This is a genomic window from Mesorhizobium sp. M1295 (assembly GCF_040318135.1).
Classification (GTDB): Bacteria; Pseudomonadota; Alphaproteobacteria; order Rhizobiales; family Rhizobiaceae; genus Mesorhizobium.
In genome coordinates this window covers 14791-38325 of the sequence record NZ_JAMYLU010000020.1, presented here as the reverse complement: position 1 = coordinate 38325, position 23535 = coordinate 14791, and the positions used below count along the sequence as shown (strand labels likewise).

Sequence of the window (23535 nt, the reverse complement as noted above, 5' to 3'; positions counted from 1 at the left end):
GCCGGCTGCGCATCGTCACGGCGCGGATGACAGGCCGGGTGCGGTGGCCGCATAATCGCGCCATGGATCTGCCCGCGCCTCTCGCCTGGCTGGTGGACGAGGCCGGCGCCTCGGCCGCCCCCGATCGGTTTCTGGCCGAGCTCGGCGGCCGACTTCTGGCTGACGGCCTGCCGCTGGCCGGCGGCGCGCTGACGCTCGCGGTGCCGCATCCCATCATCACCCGCCGCACCTGGCTTTGGCGGGCGGAGACAGGGGCGGTGATCGAGGCGCTGAGCTTCGCCGGCGGTCCGCTCGGCCAGGCCGGGCGCGACTGGCTGGCGGAGCTCGGCCCGGTGCAGGAGGGCCCGGTTGGCCGGGCGCCGGATAGTCCGGTGCTGGGCTGGGCTGGAACCCGGCCGTTCGGCCCCGCCGAGGCTGCCCGGCTGCGCCAGGCCGCGCGCTTCGCCGCGGCGCCCCTTGCCGCACTTGCGGCGCGGGCGGCGCTGACAGCGCTGCTCGAGGCTTATCTCGGCCGGCGCAGTGCCGCCCGGGTGCAAGGCGGGTCCCTGCGCCGCGGCACCGGAGAAACCATTCGCGCCGCGCTGCTCTATGCCGACCTGCGCGGCTTTACCGCCCTGTCCGAGTCAACCGAGCCCACGACGGTGATCGCCGCGCTCGACGCCTGGTTCGACCGCGTCGCCGGCGCGGTGCACGCCTTTGGGGGCGAAGTGCTGAAATTCATCGGCGACGGCATGCTGGCGATTTTCCCGGTCACCGCTGCGCCGGCCGATGCCTGCGAGGCGGCGCTGCGCGCCGTCGTCGCCGCCCGCGCCGGCATGGCCCATCTCGATGCGGGGCGGCAGGCGCAGGGCCTGCCCCGGCTGCCGTTCGGCGCGGCGCTGCATCTCGGCGAGATGCTGTGGGGCAATATCGGCGCGGTCGACCGGCTGGATTTCACCGCCATCGGCCCCGCGGTCAACCTGGTCAGCCGGCTGGAGGGGCTATGCCGGCCGCTCGGCCGCTCGGTGCTGATCTCGGGCGCGCTCGCCGCCGAGATCACCACACCGCTGGTGCCGCTGGGCGAACACGTGCTGCGCGGCATCGCCGCGCCCTGCACCGTCTTCACCCTGCCGGATGCGTAATCGCGGTCCTGCGGGGCGGCGGCGTCAACCGCAGATTTGGTTAGCTTGATTTTGGCCATCTAGTCGTCTCCGAACGTCAAAAACTAGGAGCAGAATAGGGGCACTCAGACCACTGCTCCGGACTACTGCCGCGTGCTAGAGAAAGGTCGAAGGCTCAAGAACGCAAGCTAAGTCCTTGCATCGTAGTGTCTTTTCGCATTTTTACTTGCAAACGGCGGACATGAACTTAGACGAAATTGGCGGGCTCTTAGTCGGCTTCCGCCCCCCTTCGGCGTCTGCATCCGGTACGGTTTCATCAAAGATGACCGACCAGACAACATCCATCAGCCTGCGGCGCCTGACGCCAGGATTGTCACTTGGGGGAAGGCCGGACTGGCGCCCTGAGCATTTGTGGCGCAACTGCGACGCATGGCATGTGCATGGAATGGCGCGAAGACACCGTCCTCGGGCAAGGTGCGGCAACGCTATCATGTCACGATGATAGCCATCAATTCGCTCTTCTGCCGTGCAGACTTTGGTCTTCCGCTTGATTGGCGCGAACGCGACTTCCTATTCCAAGCGCGCTCGAATGCTTAGGCTCAGGTTTAAGGTGGCGGCGCATTGCGGTCTGGGCAATCAAAGGTTGAGCCTTCTTCACATGGAGAAGGCTGATCGCCAACGCCGCCATAACGTTCAACGAGTTTTGCGAATCCGTAGGCGAAGGCGGAAAGAAGAGCCAGGATACTATTCGGATGGCCATAGGGGATCGTAACAGGATCCCACATTGGATGTCGCAATTCCTCCGCTGCCGCTAGTGCGTCAATTTGAAATTTGACCTTTGCCGTGTCGCATCCGGTCCCGGCTCCTATATGCTTAGCGGAGGTACGCAGGAGACGTGGGTCATGAGCGTGACGTCTGATAAGCCCGAGCATGTCGCTACCGCTTTTGCGAACGCTTGGAACCGGCATGACATGGATGAGTTTGCGTCTCTGTTCGCTTCCGATGCTAATTTCGTTAACGTCGTAGGTGTTTGGTGGAAGAACCGATCCGAGATCGAAGCGGCGCACCGAGCCACCCATGACACCATGTTTCGGGATAGCCGATTAGAAGGCGATATCTCGTCGGTTGTGGAATTGGCTCCGGGGCTTGCTTCTGTTCATTACACTTGGACGCTAACGGGAGCATTTGCTCCGGACGGCTCCCCGGCCGGGGTTAGGAAAGGCATATTGCTTCTGATTGTCCAAGAAGGGCAGTCGGGATGGCGAATCAAGGTGGCTCAGAACACGGATATTGTTCCAGGCGCAATCGCCCCAGCCGGCTCGAAAGGCTAGCTCGCGTCAACCAGAGGCGGAACAGGGCGTCCGCCAGCGAGCCTGACCACCAATACGTATGCGTGCCGGAATGCCGAATTCGACTGGTTTGATCCTCGTCACCGAGGCCGTCAACGCCACGCGTACCGAATTCCTGGTCTTCGCCAAGGCCCATGGCGCCATGGACCTGAGGGTACCGGCCGAGGTGGGCGTCGTTGCGAAAGTGACTATCCTCGGCTCAGGCAAACTCGATTTCTCCGCCGTGACAAAATGGTGAGCGGCGAAGACATGAAGCCCGAGCGGCTTGACAATAGCCGACTGAGGAAGTCGGCGTGTTTGCCCAATCACATGCAACTAAGGCCATCTTGGCTCAAAGGTAGCCTTTGGCCGAGGTCGGTTCTGAATTGAAGCCGGCCTACATCTATCACGAAGTGAATGGCAGTTTTGCGCTTTAATATCGGCCGCAGAGGCGGATTTGCTTTCGCCAAAAGCCAGACATCGCAGCTGACCATGCTGAAGGTCGCGCCCGCACCACCTGCCGACCTCAGCACCTCTAAGCGCAAACGTCTGGTGTAATGCCCGATGCGCGCGCTCGCAGGCCATCTCGCTGTTACATCGCCGTGACAAAAGCACCGCCACGGTGGCGTCAACCGGTTACACAGGGCAAGAAATATCTCCGGCCTTCTGGGAGTGACGTGTCAGCGTCTCCAGAGGCTGCGTGGGCGCGGCGACTGGAACGCTCCACGCCTCGCAAGAGGGATAGCGAAACCTCGTGAAGGCAAGGTCGAGCTGCGTTCTGCGTTCTATATCGGCGGCGGGCGGCGACCGGAGAGATGGATACCATGCACATGGGGCGTCTGGAAGTTGGCAGGACACGGACACGGGGCGGCCCGCGTGCAGGCGCTTGGCTGAGCGATGCAATGACCACGCAGCGCCACCTCGCAGCGATCCTGGCTTGCGACGTGGTCGGCTATTCGCGCCTGACGGAGCGCGACGAGCGCGGCACGCTCGAGCGGCTGAAGATGTACCGCAAGGACCTCCTCGAACCGCTGGTCTCTGTGCACCAGGGTCGGATCGTCAAGCTCACCGGCGACGGCATGCTGTGCGAGTTCGCGAGCGTCGTTAACGCGGTGACCTCGGCAATGGCGATTCAGCAGGCCCTGGCAGAACATGAGGCGGAGATGCCCGAGGAAGAGCGGATTCGCTTGCGCATCGGTGTCAATCTCGGCGACGTGGTCTGCGAGGAGGACGGCGACCTCTATGGTGACGGGGTCAACATCGCCGCCCGACTCGAAAGCATCGCCGATGCCGGCACCGTGGTCGTCTCCGGCACCGCGTACGACCACCTTCAGGGCAAGCTCGATTGCGGCTTCAGGCCGCTCGGCAACCTGCGCCTCAAGAACATCGAGCGGCCCGTGCGCGCCTACCGCGTCGAGTCCGACGCCAGCGCCTCGGTGGCTGCATCGCCTCCCTTGCCCGAGAAACCCTCGATCGCGGTCCTGCCTTTCACCAACATGAGCGGCGACCCCGACCAGGAATACTTCGCCGACGGGCTGGTGGAGGACATCATCACGGGATTGAGTCGGGTGAACTCCTTCTTCGTGATCGCCCGCAACTCGTCCTTCACCTACAAGGGCCGGGCGGTAGACCTGCGCCAGGTCGGGCGCGAGCTGGGCGTCCGCTACGTGCTAGAAGGCAGCATCCGCAGAGCAGGATCGCGGGTGCGTATCAGCGGGCAGCTGGTGGACGCGATCAGTGGGCACCATGTCTGGACTGACCGCTTCGAGGGCGATGTGAGCGACATCTTCGACCTGCAGGACAAGGTGACCGAGAGCGTCGTCGGTGCGGTCGAACCGAGCATCCGGCTGCAGGAGATCAAGCAGGCGCGCATGAAACCGACCGAGTACATCAGCGCCTACGACCTCTACCTTCGCGCGCTGCCGCGCTTCTACAGCATGACGCGCGAAGGCTTTGCCGACGTGCGCCGGCTCACCAACGAGGCGCTCAGCATCGACCCTGGCTTCAACTTGGCGAAGGCACTCGGCGCCTATATCCGCAGCCTATCCGTGAGCCAGTGCTGGCACGAGCCCGACGATATCCGAGTTGCCGCGCGCATGGCGCGAGAGGTACTGGCGGAAGCGCGCGACGATCCCACGAGCCTACGCTTCGCCGCGCAGGTGATCGCCTACAGCGCGAAGGACTACGAGATGGCGTTGCGCACGATCGAGCGATCCCTGCTGCTCAACCCCAATTCGGCGCAGGGCCATACGGGCAGCGGCTGGGTGAACGCACATTCCAGCCGCCCGCTCGTCGCCATCGAGCACTTTCACAGGGCAATGCGGCTGAGCCCGATCGACCCCGAGAAGGGCATCGCGCTCTCCGGCATCGGGATGAGCTACCTGATGCTCGAGCGCTACGAGGAAGCGCTGGCATGGGGAGAACGCGCGCTGCACGAGATGCCGAACTACGGCTCCTCGCACCGGGTGGTGATCATGGCGCTGGTCGAACTCAACCGGCTGGACGAGGCGCAGGCGGCGGCGCGGCGTCTTATGAAGGCGTTCCCGACCTACACGCTCACCCTGCAGAGACAGATCAACCCGTGGCTGGACGAGGTGTTCGCCGAGCGTTATGTCGAGGCGCTGGGCATCTCCGGCGTGCCAGAGTGATCGTCGCAGTTGCAAAGATGCCCGGCGAGGCGACGTTCCCTTGAGCTGCGTCGCTTCTGGAAGGCCAGTTCTCTGGCGGCTTGTCTTAGGACTGAGCGCGTAGAGCAGCGTGAACAGCCGGCGAGCTCTCCGTTGAATTCGCGTCGAACTTCCGGTTTCGATCCGCTTCTTATAAGGCAACAGGCAACCTCCGGGCGGTTCAGATCCTGCTTGGGCACACCGAGATCGAGAATACGGTTCGCCATCCGGATGTCGAGGTCGGGGACGCGCTCACATCGCCGAGGGAACCGAGATCTGATCACGATGGCCTCTCGACTTCGCGGAGAGGTCATCATGTTCTGAAAAGCCACCGCTCAGTTACTGGGCTCGATTTCCGCAATGCGTCGCATCACAGCCGTTCGGCATGGAAGATGGTCATCCCGAAAACCGCCGGTCCACTGTCGCCCATCAAAGGCGGAACTATGCGGCGTTGAGGCGCTAGGCGAATTTGCGCCTCGTCTCGGCGGTTGAGACGAGCTCTGCTACTTCCTGAAAGCGGTCGCTAGCGGCGATCACAAGCCAGATCCGGCCGAGCACCCAGAGGGAAAGCGCCCACCGGAGCAGCAGCCAGAGATGCGGTGTTGGCATTTTCGGGCCCCCTGAATCCGGCCCGGCTGAGTTTGATGGAGAAGTTCGAACAGGCGCCAGGCATTAATCGGCAGCAGCACCAGTTCCATCAGGCTCAGGGTAGGCTGCCGATGAGGGGCGCCATAGGCGGCAAAGCACAAACAGCTCAGCACCGCCGTTATGCGCAGCCACAGCATGGCTTCATTGAGGCTTCATTGAGTAGGTGAGAACGGCGAAGAAGCTTCCGAGGAAGCCGATCGTCTCGGTCCAGATCATGATCATATTTCTTTGGTTGAGTGAAGCCGGTGGGCCTTGGTCAGCCGGAGAAGCCGCCGTCATCGAGAAAACGTCTCCGCGTCCGCCGTTCCTCTCCTGGTCGCGGCTGGCACTGACCACGACCGAGCATTGGCCCCGGCTGCGCACATGTCCTCAAAAGTCTGCGCCATGGCGGAGAAGTAACGATTGTCGTGGATGGGCGGCATCAGTCCGACCAGGCCCGATCGCGAGCCTCCCAAGCCCCGCGCCTGCAGATTGGTAGTGTACTGGTGGCGTTCGGCGAGGCTGAGAATTGTTTCCGCCGCCGCAATCCGATGGCGCTTGCACGGCGACACGCTTCCTTCACCGGCCTGATAATCACGGCGAACTCGGAGCCGATCGCCTCGATCGACAGCCAATACGCGGCGTCAAGACGATAAGGCGATCCGGCTCGGCATGATCGCGGCTGCGCTTGCGCCCGTTCCGGCCCGCTCGCATGCGATCAGCCCGCTGGCCGACAAGGCGAAGGTGCGCCTCGATACGTGAGTCTGGTCGGCATCGATCCACGGAATGATGCTTGACCTCAAGTTAACTTCAGCTTGTACCAATAAGTTGTACGGATTGAAGGAGTATCGTCAATGCTGACCAACATTGATCTTCAGGGACTTCGTGTAGCAGTCACCGGCGGCACGTCCGGCCTAGGACTGGCGCTTGTCCGGCAGCTTGCCAGAGAGGGTGCGTTCGTCGCCTTCGTTGCCCGCACTGCCGCGAACGTCGAACGCATCGCTGACGAGACGGGCGCACATGGCATCGTCGGCGACGTCGGCAAAAAGGACGACATCTACCCGATCGCGTTGCAGGTCACCGCGAGCCTAGGCGGGCTCGACGTTCTGATCAACAATGCGTCGAGCCTCGGGCCCGTTCCACTGGCGCTCCTTGCCGATACCGAGTGCGAGGAGCTGGAAAAAGCGCTCGCGGTCAACCTCGTCGGCGCGTTCCGGCTGACGAAAGCACTGTTCGGTGCACTTGCCGCGTCCGCGCGCGAGGACCGTGGCGCGCTGGTGATCAACATTTCCAGCGACGCGGCGGTGAACGCTTATCCCGGCTGGGGCGCGTATGGTGTGAGCAAGGCCGCTCTTGCTCACCTGACGGCGATTTGGGACGAGGAGGCGAAGGCCGACGGCATCCGGCACCTCGCGCTCGACCCCGGCGATATGGACACCCCGCTGCACGCGCTGGCGCTTCCTGACGCCGATCCGTCGACATTGAAGCGTCCCGACCTGGCTGCTGCCGAGATCATCGAAAAGATGCTCGATACGTTGCCTAGCCGGCGCAACACTTCTCGCCGAGACACGCGGATGATTGCCGCCGACCGTCCGGATCGGCGCGCCGCCAGGCTGCTCGTCGTGGAGGCGGACGGCGCGACGCGCGACCTGCCGCGCACTGAACTCGCGATACTGTTCGATGCCGGCGATCTGGTCATCGCCAATGACGCCGCGACCTTGCCTGCCAGCTTGCGCGGCACGCACCTTCCCAGCGACGAGGCGATCGAGATCCGCCTGGCAGGCTGGCTGACATTTCCCGACCCAACCAACTTCCTGGCGATTGCCTTCGGCGCGGGCGATCACCGCATGCGCACGGAAAATCGGCTGCCTCCGCCCCCGCTATCACCAGGCGATCACCTCCGGCTCGGCCGGCTTGAAGCCGTCATAGAGCGCCTTCTCGACCATCCTCGCCTTCTCGAATTGCGCTTCCGAGGCGACCGCGCAGCGGTGCTTGCAGGAGTGGCGCAGCACGGCCGGCCGATCCAATATGCGAATGTTCGCGAACCGTTGGCACTTTGGAATGTTTGGACGAAGATTGCCGCCGGGCCGGTGGCGTTCGAGGCGCCATCGGCAGGGTTCGCACTCGACTGGCGCACGCTCCAGGCCTGGCGTCGGCGAGACGTGGGCTTCGCAACACTCACGCATGCCGCGGGCGTGTCTTCCACCGGGGACCCCGCGCTCGACTTGCGCCTCCCTTTCGACGAGCCGTACCGCATCCCCGAGCGCACGGCGGCCCAGGTCGCGCGAGCGAAGCTCCGCGGAAGCCGCATTATCGCAATCGGCACGAGCGTGGTGCGCGCGCTTGAGGCAGCTGCCAACCCCGACGGCAATGTGCGTGCCGGAAACGGCATTGCGAACGGGCGCATCGCGCTGGGCACCCCACTTCGCGTGGTCGATGCGATTCTAACAGGCGTCCACCAGCCCGGCGAAAGCCATTTCGAGCTGCTGCGCGCCTTTGCCGACGATGCTCTGCTCGCCAAGGCCTCCGCGGCCTTCGCCGAGCACCGATATCGCACGCATGAATTCGGCGATTCCATGCTGCTCAATCGCCAACGGCTGGATCGATCGCGGACAGAACCAGGAAGTGCGCGAGACGAAGCCTCTACTCTAGGCGATCCGATGATCTTGGATTTCCAAGGCTTTCGAAAACGACATTTTGATTAAGTAATTCATCTAAAACAACTATTTTGACACTAGTAACTTCGACTCTAGGGGTCCGGAGTTCGAATTTCGCCGCCGGGAGTCACGCGCGAGCTGCGGCTGAGACGCGGATAGGCCCGCGCCCTGTGCCGCGGTGATCGCCACCACGTCACCAATGCCTATTCGCCGCGCCAGGGTGAGCCGGGAGCGACGATGGCGGTATTCAAGTTGACGCTAATACAATATTGCCTACGCTCCAACGTTGGGCGATAGTGTGCGTCGGGAGGCAGGAGGCCATAGTTGGCTTTAGCTTAGACTTTGCCCAATCACGAGAGAATACCTTGCAGCTCGTGAATCGGTTCAAGGCAGCAGCTTGTGCTTCAGCCTAGGCGGAAGATGCCAGGTGGATCGTCTCTTCCACTGTAACGTTGCGTGGTTGGGAAGCAATTCGGCAAGCCTTTTCACAGAGCGAAGACAGGGATCTCGCTTGCGCAATACAGGAACTCAGCAATTACCCTGATGTTTGGGCAGGATGCCTTCGATGCGCCATGACGACCAGGAAACTGGGAGGCGACGCGTGAAGTCTTGGTAAGGGCAGCTGGCAGCGTAGTGGTGGCGTCGGCGATCGCGTGAACGCCCGGGCTCCAGACAGTGTCGAGGAGACAGCGGATGAGGCAACTCGAATTTTTCTATTTCCTTGGGAGTGGTTATGCATACCTCTCCGTCGTGCGTATCGGCCCTTTGGCGAGGGACGCTGGCATTACCGTCAGATGGCGTCCATTCAATGTCCGCACCGTCATGGCGGAAAACAACATTGCGCTTCGCCCGCAGACCGCCAAGGTCAAATACATGTGGCGTGACGTGCAGCGCAGGGCGCGAACTCACGCGCTACCCTTCGTAAATGCACCCACTGGCCAACCGACCCCGACCTTCTGGCCAACAGGGTTGCAATGGTCGCCGCGGAAGGCGGCTGGTGTGAGGACTATACAATCGAGAGCTTCAAGGCTTGGTATTTGGAGGGCGTGGCCCTCGGCGACAGAGCCCACCTTGAACACGTGCTTCGGCCACTCGGCAAAGACGTGGATGCAGTGATCGCTCAGGCCAACGCACCCGCCGCCCACGAGCGGCTCAAGATGGAAACCGATGCGGCGCGCGAATACGGAATTTTCGGTTCGCCTGCGTTCGTGGTAAATGGCGAAACTTTTTGGGGAGACGACCGGCTCGAAGAAGCGCTTTCTTGGGCAACCGGTCGGCATCGGTTGCAAGATGTCCATTAGCACGGAAGTGCGCGAGCCCCTTGGATCCGCCAATCGTGGCTGACCTGCCCTGTTTGTCCGCTATGAGCGAATTCGCCAAGGTGATGGTCGTTTCTGGCCGGCGGCGGAAAATCTGAAGAAGATCGCAGGGCAGATGGAGGGCAGCGGTCCAGACCGGCCGCAACGTCGAAAAAGCTATCTCGAGATACTCGAAGCGACCGTTCGTGATCCACTCGACGTTGGGAAATCAACGAATCTGCCGAACTAGGGGGCGAGAGCGAATCCACAGTCCCTGGCGGCTTTCTAAACGGCAGGAATGCGATTCTGTCGCCGCATGGACGCCAAGCTTGGCCCCGACGATCTGCATTGATAATAATGCAGATTTGCATTATCTTATTGCGATGAACAGGAAATGTTTAATATGACAACGTTGACAGTGACGACAAGGGGACAGGTGACGTTCCGCAAGGACGTGCTGCAACATCTGGGCATCAAGCCGGGCGAGAAGATCGAGCTTGATCTGCTGCCCGACGGTCGGGCGGAATTGAAGGCGGCACGGGCGAAAGGGTCATTCCGGGACCTCCACGGCTTCCTCAGAGGCAAGACGAACGGCCAGGTGCTCAGCATCGAGGAGATCAACGAGGCGATAGCGGAAGCGGGCGCCGCGGCCGGGTCCGGCAAGGAATGAGGGTTACGGCCGACACGAATGTGCTGCTGCGCGCCTATGTCGCCGATGATGAGGGGCAGGCGGCCGTTGCCGTCGACCTGCTGGCCAAAGCGGACATCGTGGCCGTGAGCTTGCAGGCCTTGTGCGAGTTCGCCTGGGTTCTGGCCAGGCAATACCAGACAGAGCGCGAAAATATTGCCGCGGCGATCCGGGCGTTGCTGAACACCGCGAATGTTGTCGTCAACCGGCCGGCAGTTGAGGCAGGGCTGTCAGTCCTCGATGCCGGCGGCGATTTCGCGGACGGCGTGATCGCTTTTGACGGCGGCTGGCTTGGCGGGGAGACTTTCGTCTCGTTTGACCGGAAGGCCGCCAAACTGCTTTCGGCGCAGGGACAATCCGTACAGCTTCTTTCCTAAGTTTTCCGCGGTGGTCTTTCGCACTGCGCTGTCGCGTCTGTTAGAGGCTGCTGCGAGGAATCGAATTCTGTTTGTCCCGTGCCACAATCATCTAGGTGCGGCAGGCAGGAGAGGCAGGTGCCAAATCTGATTGCGCGTGCCGGGAGTGCAGCTTTCCATAGTGAACTGTGCGCCGTCATGCGCGGTCAAGCATAGGCCGGAAGCACGACTCCTAAGTTGGCCGCCAGTATGATCCCAGCGTTGATTGCTTCCCTGCTGGCAGGAATGGACGATCACGTTCGAACCGGGTAGCCGGACATTGGGGGTGTTTGTGTTCAGCAACACCATTCCGGCCAATCCCTCAACGGGATGACGAGAGCGGCGAACTGGGAGTCCAGCCGCTCAGATCTTCACCGACCCGGCGGCCAAGCCCGCGAGGAAATAACGCTGTGCAATCAGATACAGGATCAGAAGCGGGAGCGATCCCAGCACGCTCATCGCCATCATCTCGTTCCATTCGAACGCATGTTGGCCCATTAGCAACTCGATACCGATTGGAACGGTCCGCATGTCTGTCGACTTCGTCAAAGTGAGCGCAAAGAGGAACTCATTCCACGCCAATAGAAACGTATAGACCGCAGTCGCTACGATGCCAGGCACTGAAAGAGGGATAACCACACGCCACAGCGCTGTCCAACTTGACCCCCCATCGACCAACACCGCCTCATCGAGTTCCCTTGGCAGGGTATTGAGGTAGCCCGTCATCAGCAGAATTGCGTAAGGCAAGGTGAATACCATGTAGGTTAGAATCAGCGCGAAGTAGGTGTTGAAAATACCGAAGGCGACGACCATGCCGAAATAGGGAATGAGAAGTGTGATTGGCGGGACGGTCTGTGTGCTGATGATAAAGACGTTGAGCGTATTCTTAAAACGGAATGAATAGCGGCTGAAGCCATAGGCCGTAAGAACGGCGACCAGCAGCGTCAGAAGCGTTACCACTCCCGCGACGAGATAGCTGTTGAGAAAGAAGCGCACCTTGACCGGATCATTGAAGATCGAAAGGTAGGCTACGTTGGTGAAATGGTCGGGCAGCAGCCTCGGCGGTAGGGCAAAGATCTCGGTGTTCGATTTCAACGAAGTGAAAAACATCCACAGGATGGGAAAACCTGCAAAGACCAGACCGGCCGCGAGCCCCAGATATGTCAGTACGGTGGGCAATACGGTGTTTTTGAAAGAAGAGCGCTTTGCCATTGCCGGTCACCTGGCCTTCTGGTGTTTGATGTAGAAGTAAGTCGCGCCCATCGAGATGATCAGGATGAAGATCGCGCTCGCCGAGGCTTGTGAAAATTCGTAACTCGAAAACGCAAGCTTATAGGTATATGTGCTTAGCACCTCGGTCGCATGGATCGGGCCACCGCCCGTTGTCATCCAGACCAGCGGGAAGACCTGCATCGTCCAGATGAAATCCAGCAAGGCGATGCTGATGATGATCGGCATCAGCTGCGGAATCGTGATGTACCGGAACTTTTGGAACTCATTGGCCCCATCGATGCCTGCGGCCTCGTAAAGGTCCTTGGGGATGCCCTGCAGACCGGCGAGCAAGCTGACCATGTAAAGCGGGTATCCCGCCCAGATGTTCGCAAACGTCAACGCATGGAGCGCGGTTTTCGTCGAGGAGAACCACTCGACCTTGAAGTTGACGATATGGAGCGCCATCAGGATGCTGTTGACCACGCCGTTGGGATCCAAAAGCAACCGCCATATGATCGCGATGATCACTGCCGTAAAGAGCCAGGGCAAGATGTAGAGAACACGCAGAATGCTTCTAATCACCGGATGGACGCGTTGGGTGTTCAGCAAGAGCGCGAAGGCCAAGCCGATTAGAAGATGGAAAATGACGCTCATCACCGTGAAATAGAGGGTCTGCCCGACCGACTGCCAGAAAACCGGATCTGCGAAGATCGTCACGTAGTTCCGCAACCCTACGAAAGCAGCGTCCTTTTTCATGATCGCGCCGTCCATCAGCGAATAGCGCAGGACCGTGATCATGGGAAACAGCATGAGCAGGCAAAACAAAAACGTGGCTGGTGCCACGTAAAACAGCGGGATCAGCCTCTTTCTTGTCTTGTAAGAGATCATGCCACGCTTGCGCACTTTCGTTGGCGTGACGATCAGACCTTCGTTGGCGAGGCTCATGAGGTGTAACCCGTTTGATCGTAGGAACGTATCGTCTGGTTACGATGCAGCGGCAGCGCGATAGAACCATATCGCGCTGCCGGAATTGTCTGGAGCTGCGCCTACTTGGCGAAGTCAACCAACCACTGCTTTTGCGTATTGGCAGCCGCGTCCTTTGCGGTTTGCTGGCCGTCGAACATCTTTTGCACTTCGACGTTCATGTCTCGCATCAGGTCCTCGGCGACGGGCAGGCCCACGAATTCGTTGGCCAGGTGGCCGCTTTGGTAGATCTTGAAGGCTTCCTCAAATAGCGGGTCCGATTTCGAGAAGTCAGGCTTCGCGTGCACATTGCCTGGAAAGGCGTTTGCGAGCGATACCAGGCGGCCGTTCACTTCCGGGCTCATCAGATATTCAACAAGCTTCCAGGCCTCAGCCTTGTGCTCGGTGCTGTTGCTGATGCCGATGCCCCACGAGGCATAGGGCAGTCCGCGCTTACCCGAATAGCCATCAACCGCAGGCAGGGCAGAGATGCCGAACTTGAGATCGGGGTTGCGCTGGCGGATAAGATTGATATGTGCCAGCGAGTCGATCATCATTCCAACGCGGCCGTTGACGAACTCTTCGACCTTGTCCTGTTCCTTCTTGGCAAAGATGCCTGGCGATATGACGCCGGCGTCCTGCAGGGACTTGATGTATTCGAGCGTACCGACCACGGCACTATTTTCCACATCGGGCTTACCGTCCTTGAGCATCGACGCCCCGGAAGCCCACACCCAAGACATCACGTCGTTCTGGATGCCGCCGGGATTTTGCAGCGATAGCGGCAGCACCCACCCGTATTCGTTCTTGTCCGTATTGGTCATCTTCTTCGCGGCAGCGGCGAATTCTGTGCGGGTAGTCGGCATCTTGTCGACACCGGCAGCCTTGGCCAGATCGAGATTGACGAAGACCGGGTATACGAACGAGGCTAGCGGGAACATGACGCTTTGGCCGTTGACCTTGATGATGTCAGCGATCTGGCTCGGGTCATATTTGGCGTCGGCCATTAGGCTGTCCATCGACGCGATTGCGCCCTGCTTTGCAAGCCCGTTGACCCATGCGCCGTCCAGGCCGACGACATCGCTGAGCGTACCCGACGCGGCGCCGACCACGATCTGATCATGGGTGGCGGAGTAGGGGCCGCTGACAAGCGTCACCTTGATGCCAGGGTTTTTAGCTTCGAACTCATCCATGATGCCACGCAGAGCGCCAGCGGGCATTTCGGGCTCCCACCATTGGATGAATTCGAGATTGGTCTCAGCGAAGGCGCAGGTGGCAGATAGTACCCAGACGGCCACAGCGGACGAAGCCGCTACAATATATTTACTGACGTTCATGTTTCCCTCCTCGGAGCGATGTTTTGGCTCGATCCTCCCGATCGCGATCAAACTAGGTTCCCTTCCGGGTCTTTGTGTCAATCAAGAACTGGGATCGTGAAGAATGGCTGGGAAAATGGGAAGCCAGAAATAAATGTAAGCAGTTGAATAATATGCGCTTTTGTCTAAGTCTTTCCGGCGTATTTTTTCCATTGTACACATTGCTCGCGTCGCATTTCTCGGCTAATTTCGTAACCAAACGAAAGCCAGTTTGCTAAAAAGAAAACAAATGAAAGGCGCATCGATCGGACGGAAAAGCGGGCTTTCGGCGAGGTCACGCACTTGCGAAGACGTCGCAATTTAGACGGCGTTCAGGCGACTCTTGATCGCTTTGTTGGGTGACCAATGGGCACGAGACGATCTCGAGCTCCCGGTGAAAAAATCGGCGTGTCGCACGCTGAACGATGTCGAGCAGGGTTGCACCGTTTGCCAAGGAGGACGGCCCGAAATTTCCCTTGATGCAAAGCCAACGATCTTAGTCGCCCACGAATGCTTGGCTCCTGGCCGGCTACGATCTGGCAGCTTAGAAGTCACGGCCTTAAAATAACCCTCAACCAACCGATTTGATGGTCGAGCGAGGGTTCGCACACCAGAGTGGAGCCAGCGTCTAACGAAATTTGCGCGTCCGATTCTTTCCGGATCAACCCTCGCGGATCACGCTAAATTGCGAGATGCGTCTGGGGATCGAAGAAGTGCAACTTGGCCGCGTTGATCGCAAGATTAATCAACTCGCCCGGCCGGACCGCGCTGACGGCTTCAAACCTCGCTACGGCGTTTGCCGCACCGCTTAGATCTTCAACGGCATCTGGGTCGCCGGAATCGATTCGAACCGCATCGACACTCAGGTGAACGACAAGCTCGGATCCCAATTCCTCCGTCGACTTTACGATTGCCGGCAGAGTGGCATGGCGCGATCCCGATTCCAGACTGCTGTCGTAGAGATCCTCGGGGCGTATGCCGAAGATGAGTGTCTTGCCTTCGAAGGCGGTCAGACCAGGCGAGCGCTCAAACGCACTCGTCGGCACCGGGATCGAAAAGGTCGGCAGGTCGATCCTGCCATTGTGCAAACGGCCTTCGAACAGGTTCATCGATGGCGACCCGATGAAACCCGCCACGAAGGCATTGATTGGCCGATTGTACAGTGTCTTTGGCGTGTCGACCTGCTGAAGCACACCGCCTTTTAAGACCGCAACCCGGTCGCCCATGGTCAAGGCTTCGGTCTGATCGTGTGTTACATAAATCGTGGTCACCCCCAACTGTCTTTGCAGGCTGACAATTTCCGCGCGCATTTGCACGCGCAGCTTGGCATCGAGGTTTGACAAGGGTTCATCCATGAGAAAGGCCGCCGGTTCGCGCACCATCGCGCGCCCCATGGCGACCCGCTGGCGTTGTCCGCCTGATAGCGCCGCCGGCTTACTGTCGAGCAGCGTTTCCAATTGCAGGGTCTTTGCAATTTCATGGACGCGCTTCGTGCGCTCGGCCTTGCTCTTCCCCGCAAGCTTCATCGAGAAGGCTATGTTGTCGAACACTGTCATATGCGGATAAAGGGCATAATTCTGAAAGACCATCGCAATATCGCGGTCCTTCGGCGCCAGATCCTCAACATTCTCGCCGCCAATGCTCAGGGTTCCGCTGCTGATCTCTTCCAGCCCCGCGATCATGCGCAAGGCAGTCGATTTTCCGCATCCCGAAGGGCCAACGAGAATGAGGAACTCGCCATCGTTTATCGTCAGGCTAAGATCCCTGATTGCTTGGAATTTCGTCCCGTAGGTCTTGCAAATCTTGTCCAACACAACAACGGCCACGTCACATCCTCCCTATTATCTGCGCTAGCTAAACGTCGAATAGCCTCCACCCAGCGCGACTGCAGATCGAACCGGCAGTGTCATCGGCGCAGCCAAGGCGCGCTCCTTCCCCCAGAAGCGGCAATATCCGAGCGATGAATTCTCAGTCTGGCGACGTAATCGGTATGGGCACAGGCGCATTTTCTTTCGCCATCCACGCGAGACAGGCATTGTGGTCTGGCAGAGCCATACGGCCACCGCGGCCCGTTACCGAGATCGCGGCCGCGGCGTTTGCATAAACAACGCAGGCGACAGGCTGCTTTCCCTGTGTAAGGGCAAAGGCATAGGCCCCATGGAAACAATCCCCCGCGCCGGTCGTGTCCACTGCCCTGACCTTGTAGGCCGGAACGTGCCACAAAACGGCATCGTCCTTTTGCCGGAGGTAGGCGCCTCGATCGCCATCGGTCAACACGACCGCGGAGCGGTCATCCGACCACAGCTTGCGCAGGATCGCCGTCGCCTCTTTTTCGCCTGTATAGGTCTGCGCAAATTCCAGAGGGAATACCAGGTGATTTGATAGGCGGATCAATCGGTCGGTTGCAGGTCCGATTGTCCACTCAATATCGGCGATCACCGCCAGACCCAGCGTGCGGGCTCGAGCAACGACCATCTCCGCCTGCGTGGCGTAGCCGTCGATCAACAGTACCTGGGCTTGCGCAAGGACGCTGTCGGCCAGCGCATCCGAGGTCCCGTGCGGCACATCATCATCATAGGCGATGAACCGGTCACCATTAGGCGCCACAGTGATCACCGACCGGATCGGCCTGGCATCGGAACGACGTGGCGCGAACGATATGTCGACACCGTGTCGTTCAAGTTCGCGGGCGCTGACATCTGAATGTGGCTGATCGCTCAGCCAGCCGATGAAACCGGCACGCCCGCCCAACTTGGCGACAGCAACGAGTGCCGTCGCCACATTGCCGCCGTGGTCCCTCGTGCGATTTGTCACCCTCCCTTTGCCGGCACCCAGCGGGCTGTCGACATAGATGATGTCGTCAATCGCCAAGGCTCCGAAGCCCAAGACCTGAAGATCGCCGGTCACGGCTCACGTGCCGCAGCCGCCAAAGCGTCTTGCGGCGCCATCCCGTCGTGAATGACGCCCTTGAACGCACGCGCTGCCATCGTGGTGTCACCATGCCCCCACAAATTGCGCCCCACGACCGCACCCTTCGCGCCGGCGCGCAGGGCTTCAGAGGTCTGGGTCAGAGCGCCCAGAAGATCCTCGGTCTTCGGGCCGCCGGCGATAACGATGGGAACCGGGCAAGTGGCGACCGTTTCCTTGAATGAGTCGAAGTCCCCAGTGTATCCGACCTTGATCACGTCGACGCCGGTCTCAAAGCCAATCCTAACTGCATAGGCGATCTCGTCGGGCGTGAAGACGATCTTGCAGCCGTTTGAATAGTCGCGCGGATAAACATGAGCAACGACCGGCATTTCGAAACGAGCAGCAGCGTTGACCGTATCGGTAAGCCAGCGAATGTAGTGGCCCTCGGTATCGCCCCGCACCGGAATGGCGACGGCCAGCGCATCGGCACCGTAGCGCACGGCATCTTCGGGTGTCGCGATCAACTGACTGATTCGATCGTCGGGCGTAAAGCATCCCGCCTGAATGACCAGCGCCGCCTTGCCGGCGTAAGCCGGCCACAGATGACGCGCCGCACCAGGCTGAATGCTGATGTAATCTGGCTCTCCGGCCATCACTCGCTTGAGCGCGCCGGGGAGATCCGCAAGGCCGCCCTCACGGACGTTGCCATAGCCTACGAAATGGTCGACCGCACCACCGAACAGGTTTCCAGATCGATGCGAGAACAGCCGCGACAAGCGAATTTTAGTTCCAAGGCCCATATCGGTGCAGTCCCTTCGCGATTTTTGATCTGACATTGAGGGACCCTAACTCGAAAGCAAAACAATACTCAATATTTCGATTTCTTTCGTTTTGATATAAGATTGCGATTGCGACCGCTAGCGTTCGCTACGATGACGCGCTATCCCAAGGATTCGCAAACGCTTGCCGGTTTGGGGTTCGATTTTCGAAAGGTTAGCGTGCAGCTATTCAAACAGCAATTCGGGGTCACACATGCTGGCGGAACAACGACGACATCAGATCATGCTCGAGCTTCAACGGACCGGCCAGGCGCGCACCAGCCAACTGGCGGAAAACTTCGGCGTGTCCGAGGTGACCATTAGGTCCGACCTGGAAATTCTGGACGCAAAAAAGCAGTTGATCAAAACGCATGGCGGCGCAATTGCCTTGCCCGCTGATTCGCCCGCCGCGGCCTTCGAAGAACGGATGTACCGCAACTTCGATGCCAAACGGCGTATCGCGCAGATGGCGGCGCGCCAGATCATAGACAACCAGTCCGTGGTGTTCGACAGCGGCTCGACGTTGCTGCAGGTCGCAATGCAGATGCCCCCGGTCAGCAATGTCGTAGTAGCGACAACCGCGATGAACATCGCGCAGCATCTGATGTATCGTCCCGGACTGGACGTGCATATGATAGGCGGTCGGGTCTATCCCGAGACGGTCAGCACGATCGTGTCGGATTTTGACAAGGCCGTGGGCGGTCTTGTGGCTCACCAGGCATTCGTCAGCGCGCATGCGATAGATCACTCATTCGACGTCGTCGATGTCTCAGAAGACATTGCACGTACGAAGCGTAACCTGGTTCGTATGGCCAGGCGTGTGATCCTTGTGGCAGATTCAAGCAAATGGGATATCGGCGCCTCGTCCAAGGCATTCTCGTTGTCACGTGTCGATCTGATCATCACCGACACTGGTATGCCGTATGGGATTCGTAGCCGATTGGACAAGCTGGGAGTCGAAGTGCGCTACGTGTGAGTGCCTTCCGTCTGCCATCAGCCTCTCGGTGCCGCGCTGCGTTTGACGCCGGAGTTCGAATTCGCTGCGGCCGAAGCGCTCCCGGCGAGTGCCGGCGTCATCTTCTCTCGTCGTTCTGCGCCATTGCCAGTGACGTTCCTGGCTTGCCCTCCCGCAGGATCAGGCTTGCCGCGCCGACCAGGCCGGCCTGGTCGCCGAGCTGCGCCTGTACGATCGGCACATCGCGATAGGCGGGCATCGCCCGCGCTTCGACGGTGCCCCTGACAAGCGGCGCCAGCAGATCGAAGCCGTTGGCGAGGCCGCCGCCCATCACGATCAGATCAGGCGAGTAGAGGTGCAACAGATTGGTGAAGCCGATGCCCAGCCACTTCGCCTCGGCCTCGACCAGTTCCAGGGCCCTGATATCGCCGGCGCGAGCGGCCTCGACGACGTGCCTGGCCGAGACATCGCCGTCGCCGGAAAGACGCCTGAGCAGTGAGCCGTCGCCGGGAGCCGTCAGCCGCGTGGCATGCCGCCCGAGCGCGGTTCCCGATGCCACCGCCTCGAAGCAGCCGATGGCGCCGCAGAAACAGCGGTCGCCTTCGCCGGTGATGGTCATATGGCCGATCTCGGCTGCCAGCCCGCGTCGGCCATGATAGATGTGGCCATCGGCAACAACGCCGCCGCCGATGCCGGTCGACACGGTGACGAAGACCACCGATCCGCTACCCCGGCCGGCGCCGAAACGCCATTCGCCCAGCGCGGCTGCATTGGCGTCGTTCTCCAGCCGCACCGGCAGGCCGAAATGCCTGCCCAGAATGTCGAGCAGCGGCACGTCGTGCCAGCCGGCCAGCGTCGGCGGCGCGATCACGATCCCGGCCTTGGGATCGAGCGGCCCCGGCGCGCAGACGCCGATGCCGGCAATCTCTGCCTGCGGCCGCTCGACCAGGAGCCTGCCAGCAAGTGAGATGATCTGGCCGATCACCGCTTCCGATCCCGCACCCGCCAACGTCGGCGCCGAAACGCGGGCGACAACCCGACCGTTGCGCTCGACCAGCGCGCCCCGCAGCTCCGTTCCGCCGAGATCGAATGCAAGCGCAACTTTGGTCATCAGGCGGCGACCTTCAACCCATGCAGCCAGGCCATGCGTTGCGCAAGGTCGGGGTCGCCGAACGCCAGCGATCCGAGCACCACCGTTTCGGCCCCGGCAGCACGCAGGCGCGGCACCGTCTCGTGTCGGATTCCGCCATCGGCAGCCAAGATGATTTGGTTCTCTCGACCTGCTTTTCGCATCAGCGCGCGCGCCTCGATCAGGCGCGGGCAGGCCTGGTCGGACAGGGCCTGGCCCTTGACGCCGATCGACGTGCCGAGAAGCGTCACAAAGGCAACTTCGGGCAAGAAGGGCGTGACGGCGCAGACAGGCGTCTCCAGCCTGAGCACCGCGCCGGCCTCGGCGCCTAGCTCATGCGCCAGCCGCACGGCGCGCAACCCGGCCTCGCCGTTTTCAACATGGACGCTGATGAGGTCGGCGCCGGCCTCGATGAACTGGCGCGTTTGCTCCTCGACGATTTCCGCTTCGACCATCAGATGCACATGGATCGGCTTTGTCGTCAGCTTGGCGATCCGTGCCACCAGATCCGGAAAGAACAGGAAGCCGGGGGTGAAGCGGGCGTCAGCGACGTCGATGTGATGCAGGTCGACATAAGCGTCTATGCGCTTCAGATCGCGCTCCATGTTGGCCAGGTCGGCCGACCACAGGGAAAACTCGCCGAGCAGCCGGTTGCGCGGCAAGGCGGCGATGGCAATACGGCCGGATAAGGATTTGCTCGTCATGACGCAACAAGGCTCCGGATGTTGAAGTGGGCGTGAAGGAACGTGGTGATCTCGGCCTGCAGCTCGGCGAAATGCCTTTTGCCGTCGAGCGCCTTGGCGGCGATCTCCACAAAGGCCGCGCCGGGGATGGCATCCGCAAGTGTATGCGCGGCCGATAGTGGATGCACCGCATCCACAGTATTGCCGATGACCAGCACAGGAATGCCAAGGGTGGCGGCGTCGCTTGCCGAGACCTCAGCTCCATCGGCAGCGATGTCGGCCAGGACTTGCGCAAACAATGCTGCATCCGGGCGGTCGAAATAACCGAACAGCGAGGCGAGATTGTCTGGTGCCTCGCTCTGGAGGTGCGCGGCGATTTCAGACCGCGAGAAGATCGTCCTGGCCTTGTCGGGGCCATGATCGAGGATGAGGCCGGCGACCTCGGCGATCGGCTGCAGGTTCACTGGCGCGCGTTCGAACGTCCAGGCCGGCCGCACAAGCATCAGGCCGGCGACGCGGTCCGGACAACGGCAGGCAAGGCGTAACGCAATCGCGGCGCCCATGGAAATGCCGCCAGCGACGAAACGGTCGAGGCCGGCCTGATCGGCGGCGGCCAGAACATCGTCCGCAAACATCGCCATTGAAAACGGTCGGCGGCTGCCTAGATCGGACTCACCGTGTCCGCGGCATTCCAACGTGATGCGCCGGCAGCCGGCGTCGATGGGGAAAGCCTGCGCGACCTGTGCCTCGCCGCCGCCCAGCCCGTGCTGGAAGACGACGGCAAGCCCGTCGCCCTCATCGGAAATCCGCAGCGTGGCATCGTCGCGAAACAAGGTGGCCGGGCGCGCCATCAGGCCAGCCCCTTCAGGAACCGGGCGACGCCTGGTGCCTCTTCGGCTGAAAGGCCGTGCGTGACCAGCGGCCCGTCAAAGCCTGACACTTTGAGCCGGGCGACGAAATCGGCGAAGTCGACGACGCCGCGGCCGACGGTGGCAAAGCGGCCGTCGGCGAAACGGTCCTTAGCGTGGGCCATGGCGACGTGGCCTGCGGTGCCTTCGACTGCTGCAGCGACGACGGCGCGTGCTTGCCCTGTGCTCGCCTGTTCGAACAGGTTCGCCGGATCGAGCACAATGCGCAGCCGCTTCGAGCCCATCTCTGCGATAATGCGCATCGCGTCCGCTGCCGATGTGACGATGTTGGCCTGTTCGGGTTCGATGCCGAGATCGACACCGTGATGCTCGGCCAGAGCAAGCGCCTTTTCCATCTCGCTTGCCATATCGGCCCAGGCCGACGGATCGGCATTGCCAGGGTGATGCGCCCACTGGTCGTCCGCGTTGCGCGTTCCCGTGCACAGGGTGACGAGCGGAACCGAAAGCGCTGCCGCGGCCTCGATGACCGCGCCAAGACGGCGCAGGCCGTCGTGGCGCACCGTCATGTCCGGATGGGCCATGTTGTAGGTGCCCGACAGCGCCACCAAAGCGACGCCGGAGGCATTAGACGCAGCCGCAATAGTGCTGATGGCGTGATCCGGCACCGCATCCGGCATCGACGGCAGGCCGGCGCAGGCAAGGTTGAACTGGGTAACGGCAAATCCGGCGTCGCGCACCGCGGCCAGCACACCGGCCGGCTCGCTTCCCGGAAAAGTCTTGGCGAAGACCCCGATCTCCATCAGACCGCTCCTGTTACGCCAGCAATCTCGACGCGTTGGCCGGTTTCGACCGAGCGGGCGATCGCCACCATGGCGCGGATCGAGGCGAGGCCGTCCTCGACGTCGGCGCCACGCAGCGGCGCGCCGTCAAGCACGGTGTCGGAGAGGCCTTCGAGCTGGCGTCGGAAGAAATGGCCGTCCGCGCCAAGCGGCTTGCGCGACGTTGCATCCTTCTCATGGAAGATATCGACCTCGCTTGCCCGGAAGTACCAGGGATTGAAAGTCTTCGCGATCACCGAGCCGTTTTCGCCGTAGAGCTGGAAGCCCTCGTGCCAGTCCATGCGCACAGCCACCGTCAGGTCGAGATGGCCAAGCGCTCCGTTGGCGAATTCCGTTTCGACGAACCAGCAATAGGCGCCGAAACGTTGGTTGAGACGGGCGCGCACCGCGAGGATCTCACCGCACAGGAAGCGTGCGGTGTCAACGAGGTGCGAGCCATGCGCAAGCATGAAGTACCGCCTGAGATCGGCCTTCGGATTACCGGCCGGCTTGCGCGCCAGCCGGCTGCTGACCGGCAGCGGTTGGATGGCATCGGTGTTGGTGTAGCGGTGGGTGGAATCGCAATACCAGGCTTTTAGCGCCAGTATCTCGCCCATCTCGTCGCGGACGAAATCGCGCGCCGCCTCAAGAGCCGGGTCGAAGCGCTTCATGTGGCCGACCTGCAGCACCTTGCCGGAGCGCATGACCGCGTCGGCGAGTTTTTGGCCCTCTTCGACCGAGACGCCGATCGGCTTCTCGCACAGCACATGCTTGCCGGCCTCGAGCGCCTTGATCGCCATCGGCACGTGATAGGCGTCCGAGGTCGCGACGATCACCGCCTCCAGTTCCGGGTCGGCCAGCATGGCGTCGTAGTCGCCATACATCTTCTCAGGTTCATAGGTCGCGCCCATGCGCCCCAAAAGGTCGGGGGCGGCATCGCAGATAGCATAAAGGTCGGCGTTCCTTGCTTTGACGCAGGATTCGAGGTGGGCGAATTGCGCGATCGGCCCGCAGCCGAGCACACCGACACGAAGGCGGCGGTCTTGTTTCCGGATCATGATCTG

22 protein-coding genes and 3 pseudogenes are annotated in these 23535 nt (G+C 61.2%); 11 read left to right on the top strand and 14 right to left on the bottom strand.

Annotated features, from left to right (window positions below):
• The first annotated feature begins 62 nt into the window (after nt 1-62).
• The 5 genes and pseudogenes from NKH29_RS24390 to NKH29_RS32695 form a co-directional block, all read left to right on the top strand.
• The gene (locus tag NKH29_RS24390) at nt 63-1121 is read left to right on the top strand and encodes an adenylate/guanylate cyclase domain-containing protein (protein WP_352911051.1); all 1059 of its coding nucleotides are present in this window, start codon (nt 63-65) and stop codon (nt 1119-1121) included.
• 881 nt (nt 1122-2002) lie between these two features.
• The gene (locus NKH29_RS24385; RefSeq protein ID WP_031194889.1) at nt 2003-2431 is read left to right on the top strand and encodes an SgcJ/EcaC family oxidoreductase; all 429 of its coding nucleotides are present in this window, start codon (nt 2003-2005) and stop codon (nt 2429-2431) included.
• A 70-nt stretch (nt 2432-2501) separates the two neighbouring features.
• Nucleotides 2502-2687, top strand: coding sequence for a hypothetical protein (locus NKH29_RS24380; protein ID WP_156948243.1), 186 nt, complete (start codon nt 2502-2504; stop codon nt 2685-2687).
• Nucleotides 2688-3330: 643 nt separating this feature from the next.
• Nucleotides 3331-5076 (top strand): adenylate/guanylate cyclase domain-containing protein, encoded by a 1746-nt coding sequence (locus NKH29_RS24375; RefSeq protein WP_353000726.1) that lies wholly within the window; start codon nt 3331-3333, stop codon nt 5074-5076.
• 161 nt (nt 5077-5237) lie between these two features.
• A pseudogene (locus NKH29_RS32695) lies at nt 5238-5374 on the top strand (integrase); the annotation flags it as partial.
• Between the two features lie 179 nt (nt 5375-5553).
• Here NKH29_RS32695 and NKH29_RS24370 read toward each other — a convergent pair.
• A complete protein-coding gene (locus tag NKH29_RS24370; RefSeq protein ID WP_023721868.1) occupies nt 5554-5703 on the bottom strand; it encodes a hypothetical protein in 150 nt (49 codons plus the stop codon).
• Between the two features lie 348 nt (nt 5704-6051).
• Nucleotides 6052-6266 (bottom strand): annotated as a pseudogene (locus NKH29_RS24365) (LacI family transcriptional regulator); the annotation flags it as partial.
• A 309-nt stretch (nt 6267-6575) separates the two neighbouring features.
• Here NKH29_RS24365 and NKH29_RS24360 point away from each other — a divergent pair.
• From NKH29_RS24360 to NKH29_RS24340, 5 genes and pseudogenes are all read left to right on the top strand, one after another.
• Complete coding sequence (locus NKH29_RS24360; RefSeq protein ID WP_353000724.1) at nt 6576-8426, top strand: SDR family NAD(P)-dependent oxidoreductase; 1851 nt, start codon at nt 6576-6578, stop codon at nt 8424-8426.
• Nucleotides 8427-9071: 645 nt separating this feature from the next.
• Nucleotides 9072-9290, top strand: a pseudogene (locus NKH29_RS24355) (DsbA family protein); the annotation flags it as partial.
• 44 nt (nt 9291-9334) lie between these two features.
• The gene (locus tag NKH29_RS24350; RefSeq protein ID WP_352859594.1) at nt 9335-9679 is read left to right on the top strand and encodes a DsbA family protein; all 345 of its coding nucleotides are present in this window, start codon (nt 9335-9337) and stop codon (nt 9677-9679) included.
• 400 nt (nt 9680-10079) lie between these two features.
• Nucleotides 10080-10346 carry an AbrB/MazE/SpoVT family DNA-binding domain-containing protein gene (locus NKH29_RS24345; RefSeq protein ID WP_031194881.1) on the top strand — a complete coding sequence of 89 codons (267 nt, stop codon included), beginning with the start codon at nt 10080-10082 and terminating at the stop codon, nt 10344-10346.
• Entirely contained in the window at nt 10343-10741 is a 399-nt protein-coding gene (locus NKH29_RS24340; protein WP_352516340.1) for a type II toxin-antitoxin system VapC family toxin, read from the top strand. The genes NKH29_RS24345 and NKH29_RS24340 overlap by 4 nt, the downstream gene beginning before the upstream one ends.
• Before the next feature lie 87 nt (nt 10742-10828).
• Here the strand turns inward: NKH29_RS24340 and NKH29_RS24335 are convergent, their stop codons facing one another.
• The 7 genes from NKH29_RS24335 to NKH29_RS24305 all read right to left on the bottom strand — a co-directional run bounded on the left by NKH29_RS24335 (nt 10829) and on the right by NKH29_RS24305 (nt 17999).
• The gene (locus tag NKH29_RS24335; RefSeq protein ID WP_352590998.1) at nt 10829-11068 is read right to left on the bottom strand and encodes a ricin-type beta-trefoil lectin domain protein; all 240 of its coding nucleotides are present in this window, start codon (nt 11066-11068) and stop codon (nt 10829-10831) included.
• Between the two features lie 54 nt (nt 11069-11122).
• Complete coding sequence (locus tag NKH29_RS24330) at nt 11123-11971, bottom strand: carbohydrate ABC transporter permease (RefSeq protein ID WP_023721860.1); 849 nt, start codon at nt 11969-11971, stop codon at nt 11123-11125.
• A 6-nt stretch (nt 11972-11977) separates the two neighbouring features.
• Nucleotides 11978-12859 (bottom strand): carbohydrate ABC transporter permease, encoded by an 882-nt coding sequence (locus tag NKH29_RS24325; RefSeq protein WP_198030552.1) that lies wholly within the window; start codon nt 12857-12859, stop codon nt 11978-11980.
• Nucleotides 12860-13017: 158 nt separating this feature from the next.
• Nucleotides 13018-14271: an ABC transporter substrate-binding protein gene (locus NKH29_RS24320; RefSeq protein ID WP_031194880.1), complete on the bottom strand. Its 1254-nt coding sequence runs from the start codon at nt 14269-14271 to the stop codon at nt 13018-13020.
• Nucleotides 14272-14969: 698 nt separating this feature from the next.
• On the bottom strand, nt 14970-16115 hold the full coding sequence (locus NKH29_RS24315) for an ABC transporter ATP-binding protein (protein WP_352483933.1): 1146 nt from the start codon (nt 16113-16115) through the stop codon (nt 14970-14972).
• A gap of 142 nt (nt 16116-16257) precedes the next feature.
• Entirely contained in the window at nt 16258-17196 is a 939-nt protein-coding gene (locus NKH29_RS24310) for a PfkB family carbohydrate kinase (RefSeq protein ID WP_023721856.1), read from the bottom strand.
• On the bottom strand, nt 17193-17999 hold the full coding sequence (locus tag NKH29_RS24305) for a beta/alpha barrel domain-containing protein (RefSeq protein WP_352496431.1): 807 nt from the start codon (nt 17997-17999) through the stop codon (nt 17193-17195). Before NKH29_RS24305 ends, NKH29_RS24310 begins: the two co-directional genes overlap by 4 nt.
• A 232-nt stretch (nt 18000-18231) precedes the next feature.
• On the opposite strand from NKH29_RS24305, the gene NKH29_RS24300 reads away from it, so the two are divergent.
• Nucleotides 18232-18993 carry a DeoR/GlpR family DNA-binding transcription regulator gene (locus NKH29_RS24300; protein ID WP_023721854.1) on the top strand — a complete coding sequence of 254 codons (762 nt, stop codon included), beginning with the start codon at nt 18232-18234 and terminating at the stop codon, nt 18991-18993.
• A 97-nt stretch (nt 18994-19090) separates the two neighbouring features.
• Here the strand turns inward: NKH29_RS24300 and NKH29_RS24295 are convergent, their stop codons facing one another.
• The 5 genes from NKH29_RS24295 to NKH29_RS24275 are packed head-to-tail and all read right to left on the bottom strand — an operon-like array spanning nt 19091 to nt 23529.
• A complete protein-coding gene (locus tag NKH29_RS24295) occupies nt 19091-20083 on the bottom strand; it encodes an ROK family protein (protein WP_352548581.1) in 993 nt (330 codons plus the stop codon).
• On the bottom strand, nt 20083-20805 hold the full coding sequence (locus NKH29_RS24290) for a ribulose-phosphate 3-epimerase (protein ID WP_352483931.1): 723 nt from the start codon (nt 20803-20805) through the stop codon (nt 20083-20085). The genes NKH29_RS24295 and NKH29_RS24290 overlap by 1 nt, the downstream gene beginning before the upstream one ends.
• Nucleotides 20802-21635: an alpha/beta fold hydrolase gene (locus NKH29_RS24285; protein WP_352496435.1), complete on the bottom strand. Its 834-nt coding sequence runs from the start codon at nt 21633-21635 to the stop codon at nt 20802-20804. Before NKH29_RS24285 ends, NKH29_RS24290 begins: the two co-directional genes overlap by 4 nt.
• On the bottom strand, nt 21635-22453 hold the full coding sequence (locus NKH29_RS24280; RefSeq protein WP_352483929.1) for a sugar phosphate isomerase/epimerase family protein: 819 nt from the start codon (nt 22451-22453) through the stop codon (nt 21635-21637). The genes NKH29_RS24285 and NKH29_RS24280 overlap by 1 nt, the downstream gene beginning before the upstream one ends.
• Nucleotides 22453-23529 carry a Gfo/Idh/MocA family protein gene (locus NKH29_RS24275; RefSeq protein WP_023721849.1) on the bottom strand — a complete coding sequence of 359 codons (1077 nt, stop codon included), beginning with the start codon at nt 23527-23529 and terminating at the stop codon, nt 22453-22455. The genes NKH29_RS24280 and NKH29_RS24275 overlap by 1 nt, the downstream gene beginning before the upstream one ends.
• Nucleotides 23530-23535: the final 6 nt, after the last annotated feature.

Bases quoted from the DNA above. Each gene is read 5' to 3' on its own strand.
- NKH29_RS24335 (WP_352590998.1), bottom strand. From the start codon at position 11,068: ATGGTGTTGCTGAACACAAACACCCCCAATGTCCGGCTACCCGGTTCG.
- NKH29_RS24380 (WP_156948243.1), top strand. From the start codon at position 2,502: ATGCCGAATTCGACTGGTTTGATCCTCGTCACCGAGGCCGTCAACGCC.
- NKH29_RS24390 (WP_352911051.1), top strand. From the start codon at position 63: ATGGATCTGCCCGCGCCTCTCGCCTGGCTGGTGGACGAGGCCGGCGCC.
- NKH29_RS24320 (WP_031194880.1), bottom strand. From the start codon at position 14,271: ATGAACGTCAGTAAATATATTGTAGCGGCTTCGTCCGCTGTGGCCGTC.
- NKH29_RS24305 (WP_352496431.1), bottom strand. From the start codon at position 17,999: ATGGGCCTTGGAACTAAAATTCGCTTGTCGCGGCTGTTCTCGCATCGA.
- NKH29_RS24340 (WP_352516340.1), top strand. From the start codon at position 10,343: ATGAGGGTTACGGCCGACACGAATGTGCTGCTGCGCGCCTATGTCGCC.
- NKH29_RS24345 (WP_031194881.1), top strand. From the start codon at position 10,080: ATGACAACGTTGACAGTGACGACAAGGGGACAGGTGACGTTCCGCAAG.
- NKH29_RS24290 (WP_352483931.1), bottom strand. From the start codon at position 20,805: ATGACGAGCAAATCCTTATCCGGCCGTATTGCCATCGCCGCCTTGCCG.
- NKH29_RS24375 (WP_353000726.1), top strand. From the start codon at position 3,331: ATGACCACGCAGCGCCACCTCGCAGCGATCCTGGCTTGCGACGTGGTC.
- NKH29_RS24330 (WP_023721860.1), bottom strand. From the start codon at position 11,971: ATGGCAAAGCGCTCTTCTTTCAAAAACACCGTATTGCCCACCGTACTG.
- NKH29_RS24280 (WP_352483929.1), bottom strand. From the start codon at position 22,453: ATGGAGATCGGGGTCTTCGCCAAGACTTTTCCGGGAAGCGAGCCGGCC.
- NKH29_RS24285 (WP_352496435.1), bottom strand. From the start codon at position 21,635: ATGGCGCGCCCGGCCACCTTGTTTCGCGACGATGCCACGCTGCGGATT.
- NKH29_RS24325 (WP_198030552.1), bottom strand. From the start codon at position 12,859: ATGATCTCTTACAAGACAAGAAAGAGGCTGATCCCGCTGTTTTACGTG.
- NKH29_RS24295 (WP_352548581.1), bottom strand. From the start codon at position 20,083: ATGACCAAAGTTGCGCTTGCATTCGATCTCGGCGGAACGGAGCTGCGG.
- NKH29_RS24385 (WP_031194889.1), top strand. From the start codon at position 2,003: ATGAGCGTGACGTCTGATAAGCCCGAGCATGTCGCTACCGCTTTTGCG.
- NKH29_RS24370 (WP_023721868.1), bottom strand. From the start codon at position 5,703: ATGCCAACACCGCATCTCTGGCTGCTGCTCCGGTGGGCGCTTTCCCTC.
- NKH29_RS24360 (WP_353000724.1), top strand. From the start codon at position 6,576: ATGCTGACCAACATTGATCTTCAGGGACTTCGTGTAGCAGTCACCGGC.
- NKH29_RS24275 (WP_023721849.1), bottom strand. From the start codon at position 23,529: ATGATCCGGAAACAAGACCGCCGCCTTCGTGTCGGTGTGCTCGGCTGC.
- NKH29_RS24300 (WP_023721854.1), top strand. From the start codon at position 18,232: ATGCTGGCGGAACAACGACGACATCAGATCATGCTCGAGCTTCAACGG.